At 72.5% G+C, this 2,437-nt stretch carries 5 protein-coding genes; all 5 read left to right on the top strand.

The window, feature by feature from the left end; translation table 11 throughout:
• The first annotated feature begins 196 nt into the window (after positions 1-196).
• From AB0M39_RS41815 to AB0M39_RS41795, 5 genes are read left to right on the top strand one after another with little or no spacing between them, the layout of a single operon-like run.
• Positions 197-493 carry a hypothetical protein gene (locus tag AB0M39_RS41815; RefSeq protein WP_365374386.1) on the top strand — a complete coding sequence of 99 codons (297 nt, stop codon included), beginning with the start codon at positions 197-199 and terminating at the stop codon, positions 491-493.
• Between the two features lie 37 nt (positions 494-530).
• On the top strand, positions 531-914 hold the full coding sequence (locus AB0M39_RS41810; protein WP_365374383.1) for a hypothetical protein: 384 nt from the start codon (positions 531-533) through the stop codon (positions 912-914).
• A gap of 51 nt (positions 915-965) precedes the next feature.
• The gene (locus tag AB0M39_RS41805) at positions 966-1,562 is read left to right on the top strand and encodes a hypothetical protein (protein WP_365374380.1); all 597 of its coding nucleotides are present in this window, start codon (positions 966-968) and stop codon (positions 1,560-1,562) included.
• On the top strand, positions 1,559-2,056 hold the full coding sequence (locus AB0M39_RS41800; RefSeq protein ID WP_365374377.1) for a hypothetical protein: 498 nt from the start codon (positions 1,559-1,561) through the stop codon (positions 2,054-2,056). Before AB0M39_RS41805 ends, AB0M39_RS41800 begins: the two co-directional genes overlap by 4 nt.
• On the top strand, positions 2,053-2,403 hold the full coding sequence (locus tag AB0M39_RS41795) for a hypothetical protein (RefSeq protein ID WP_365374373.1): 351 nt from the start codon (positions 2,053-2,055) through the stop codon (positions 2,401-2,403). Before AB0M39_RS41800 ends, AB0M39_RS41795 begins: the two co-directional genes overlap by 4 nt.
• The last annotated feature ends 34 nt before the right edge of the window (positions 2,404-2,437 follow it).

Here is a 2,437-nt window from a genome sequence, read left to right as displayed (position 1 = left end):
GCCGCCTGGACCAGGGGCAACCTGCTCGGGGGCGATGACCCCGAGTGCCCCAAGGCCCCCAACCCGGACGACGGCCCGATGCCCGGACACGTGCCGGGCACGGTGCTGCACCCGCCGAAGAAGGCCTACCCCGCCTAACCCGCCCGCACAGATCCGCCCCCGGCTGGGGGCCCAGCCCGCCAGAGAGGAGCCCGCCGTGGCCCAGCGCATCCAGTTCGGCGGCTCAGAGGAGGAAGGCCGCAAGGTCCTGGCCGCGCAACACTACGAGCCGGTCGGCCCTTACCCCCGCACCTTCGCCAACCGCTGGCACGTCAAGTGCCTGCGGTGCGGCGCGCATGTCCGCATCGCCGTCGCCCAGCTCAAGGGGCGGCCGATGCGCACCCGCTGCCGCCACCCCGCAGCCAACCTGATCCAGCTTCCGTTCAAAGAGCAGCGCCGCCTGCTGGCGGCCATCGACTCCAAGAAGGCCGAGGAGACCAGGCGTGGCGACTGACCTCCCGGCTGGGGGCCAAGCCCCAGAGAGGACCGGCGTGCCTGTCATCATCACCATCCAGTGCGACGGCCAGGACGGCGCGTGCTCGGCCCAGCTCCAGCGCACCGGCCGCAGCCTGAGCGCGGCCGAGCTTGCGGCCAGGGGTGCAGGCTGGTCCATCAGGAAGTCCGTCCCCCTCTGCCCGGCCTGCGCCCCCGCATCCCACAGGGGGTGCTACCGCTGCTCCTTCTACTCCGAGTTCTCCGACGCCATGGGCCACGACCAGCTAGGCCACCGGACGGTCAACAAGCTGGCGTCGGAGGGCGTGACCACCTGGGCCCAGCTCCGCGTCCTGTCCAGGGAGCGGCTCCGCTTCATAGAGGGCCTCGGCCTCACGGCCGTCGGCCGGGTGGAGCACGCCCTCCAAGGCCGGGACAACTGAACCACCGCCCGGCCGCCCGGCCGGGAGGAACGCACCACAGGGAGAACTACCGTGCCGTTCTGGCATCAAGGCAAGATCGTCCACGTAGACCGGACCGGCGACAAGGAGCGGGCCAGCGACGGCCACTCCCGCTACGGCTCGTACGTCGGCGCGCGAGAGGAGTCCTTCAAGGACCACTTCGAGGACAACGCCCCGCTCGACCCCATCTCGTTCGCCCGGCAGGCGTGGTACGTGGCCAGCCCGCCGGTCATGTCGCCCGGCCTGGTGGACTGGCGGCCCGACCTGGCCAAGGTGGACTTGGAGCGCACCGAGGAGGGCGACAACCTCGCCGTCGTGGTCACGCTCCCGCTCACGCACAGCCAGTTGGCCGCCCGCATCCCCTACACGTACGGCGACTGGGAGCGGTACGCCATGTGGAGCGACAACGGCTACGACTACCTCCAGCAGCCCATGGTGAAGCTCGGCCAGCCGCTCGTCACCGCGTCTGCGGAGATCCGCCACATCCCCGCCTGGAGCCTGCTCCAGCCCACCGCCCTCACCGGCCCGGAGCTGGTGGAGGAGGCCCTGGCATCCGTCGAGGCGGTGGCCGCCGCCATCAACGCCGAGCTGCCCGAGATCATCCGGACCGTCCTCGGGGGCGAGCGATGACCGGCGGCGCCCACGCCCACGAGCTCCCGCCCCACGCGCTGACCACCCTCCCGCCGCTGACCGGGGCGGTCAAGCTCTCCCAGGCCCTGGCCGCCTCGTGGGACAGGTGCATTCCGTGCCTGGACCGGGACCGCGACGCCGTCAAGGGCACCGTGGGCGACGTCCACCAGGCGTTCGCCCTCTTCCTCATGTGGTGCGCCATCAGCCTCCACGCCCTGCGCCTGACCCCCGGCGGCACCGCCGAATCCGTGGCGGCCCAGGTGATGAAGACCCCCGCCGAGCGGCTGAGGGGGCCACTGCTGTCCCTCCTCGCGGACATCCCCGTGGAGACCATCGCCGGGCCGGACGGCCGCCCGGCCGCCAACTGGAACCCCGACCTGGTGGCCGGTCTGCTGTTCGGCCTGGACGACTACGAGCGCGGCCAGGTGTGGGACGAGTGCCTGCTGTTCCTGACGGCGGTCCTGGCCGAGAGCGCCCGCAGGGGCGGGCGATGAGCGACGCAGAGCAGGCCCGCCTGCCCAACACGTGGGAGCTGCGCGAAGGCGACGCCCGCATGTCGTTCGCCGTCGCCGGGGGCGAGCCCGTCCCCTCCAGCGCGGAGGGGGCCTACCTCTCCGTGGACGGAGGCCAGATCACCCTCTACATGACCAACGGCCGCTGGGCTCTGGGCTCGGTCGTGCTCCACGGCTACTGGCTGCGCAAGGACGGCAGCGGGCGCACCCGGCGCAAGGGCACCGTCGTCTACATCCCGCCCCTGGACACGCCGCCCGTCGCCCCGCCGTGGCTCCAGGACCGGGTCGCCGCCCTCCTGGACCGCTTCAACGGACAGGAGGCGCAGTGAGCCGGGCGCGCCGGTACCCCGTAGCGGGTACCGG

It is taken from the genome of Streptomyces sp. NPDC051907 (genome assembly GCF_040681075.1).
Classification (GTDB): Bacteria; Actinomycetota; Actinomycetes; order Streptomycetales; family Streptomycetaceae; genus Streptomyces.
This window is presented reverse-complemented; position numbering and strand designations above follow the sequence as displayed.

What these genes read in the sequence shown, in the direction of transcription:
- AB0M39_RS41800 (WP_365374377.1), top strand. Translation starts at nt 1,559, where the DNA reads ATGACCGGCGGCGCCCACGCCCACGAGCTCCCGCCCCACGCGCTGACC.
- AB0M39_RS41795 (WP_365374373.1), top strand. Translation starts at nt 2,053, where the DNA reads ATGAGCGACGCAGAGCAGGCCCGCCTGCCCAACACGTGGGAGCTGCGC.